The 1266-nt window shown below is 71.8% G+C and carries 2 protein-coding genes and 1 pseudogene; 1 reads left to right on the forward strand and 2 read right to left on the reverse strand.

Annotation, left to right across the window (positions count from 1 at the left end):
* Positions 1–29: 29 nt before the first annotated feature.
* Both I5E_RS02940 and ykgO read right to left on the reverse strand, forming a co-directional pair.
* Positions 30–686, reverse strand: a complete 657-nt coding sequence (locus I5E_RS02940; protein ID WP_022905671.1) for a histidine phosphatase family protein — start codon at positions 684–686, stop codon at positions 30–32.
* A gap of 28 nt (positions 687–714) precedes the next feature.
* A complete protein-coding gene (gene ykgO, locus I5E_RS02945; protein WP_022905672.1) occupies positions 715–837 on the reverse strand; it encodes a type B 50S ribosomal protein L36 in 123 nt (40 codons plus the stop codon).
* Positions 838–897: 60 nt separating this feature from the next.
* On the opposite strand from ykgO, the pseudogene I5E_RS21055 reads away from it, so the two are divergent.
* Positions 898–1266, forward strand: a pseudogene (locus tag I5E_RS21055) (hypothetical protein); the annotation flags it as partial.

Raw genomic sequence — 1266 nt, forward strand, 5'->3', positions numbered from 1 at the left:
AAAAANTCCCGTTCCGTCCGCTGGTCGCGTCAGAACCGCTCGCCGGTCGGGTCCTGCGCCGTCCGGTCGATGAGCTGCTCGCCGCCGACGGGCTCGCCCTCCCAGTCGACCAGGCGCCAGCCGTCGTCGAAGGAGCCCTCGAGCTCGACGATCCCGGTGTTCTCCAGGTGGCGCTTCGTGCCGAAGTGGTCCGGGGTGTTGTCGGCGGCGGCGCTCGCCCACGTCCGGATCGCGGCACCGTGGCTGACCGCGGCCGCCACCTCGACGCCGGTCGCGAGGATCTGCCGGACCGCGTCGTCGTAACGCGCGAAGAACTCGGTGCCGCTCTCGCCGCCGGGCATCCGGGTCGTGCGGTCCCCGAGTGACCAGCCGTGCACGGTCGAGATGTACGTCTGGACGGACACCTGGTCGCGCTTGCCCTGGGTGTCGCCGGCCTCGATCTCGCGGAGCCCCGGCAGCACCACCGGCTCGAGGCCGAGCGACGCGGCGAGCGGTGCCGCGGTGATCTGCGTCCGGACCATCGTCGACGCGAAGAGCCGCTCGATCCCCCGGTCGGCGAGCGCCGCCGGCAGGGCGTCGGCCTGCTGCTGCCCGAGTTCGGTGAGTCCCGGCCCGGGGACGACGGCGTCGAGGACACCGTTCACGTTCGCAGGGGTCTGGCCGTGGCGGATGAGCAGCAGTCGCATGGAGCCACCCTACGGAACGCCGGTGACGTCACCCCTGCCGGGTGTTCCACCGCGGGTTCTGCTTGTTGATGACGTACACGCGGCCCCGGCGGCGGACCACCTGCGACCCGGGGATCTTCTTGAGTGCCTTGAGCGAGTTGCGGACCTTCACGGGGTTCTCCTTCGTCGACGTCTTAGTTGTTGAGAACGATGATCATGTAGATTAGCCCACATGCGTCCCGCCGCCATCACCCTCGTCTCCGCCATGCACGACGTCGACGCCGACCGGGTGGCCGCACGGCTCTCGGTCGGCCACCGGATGCACGCCACCGGGAGTGCCGTCGCCGCGGCCCGGTCCGTCGCCGAGCGCGCCGAGCACCTCGACCGGGTGTGCGGACCGGACGCCGACCACGGCCTCGTCGTCACACTGCCGCCCGGTGCCGACACCCGCGCCGTGGGGATGATGCTCGCGAACGCCGCGCGCGCGGAGACCGGCGACGACCGGGTGCTCCGGCACGTCGTCAGCGTCCTGCGCGCGGACGACGTCGCCCACCTGCTCTGGTCCGACGTCGACGACGCGTTCGTCGCGGCCGACCGGGTG

It is taken from the genome of Curtobacterium sp. B18 (assembly GCF_000333375.1).
Classification (GTDB): Bacteria; Actinomycetota; Actinomycetes; order Actinomycetales; family Microbacteriaceae; genus Curtobacterium.

What these genes read in the sequence shown, in the direction of transcription:
- I5E_RS02940 (WP_022905671.1), bottom strand. Translation starts at nt 686, where the DNA reads ATGCGACTGCTGCTCATCCGCCACGGCCAGACCCCTGCGAACGTGAAC.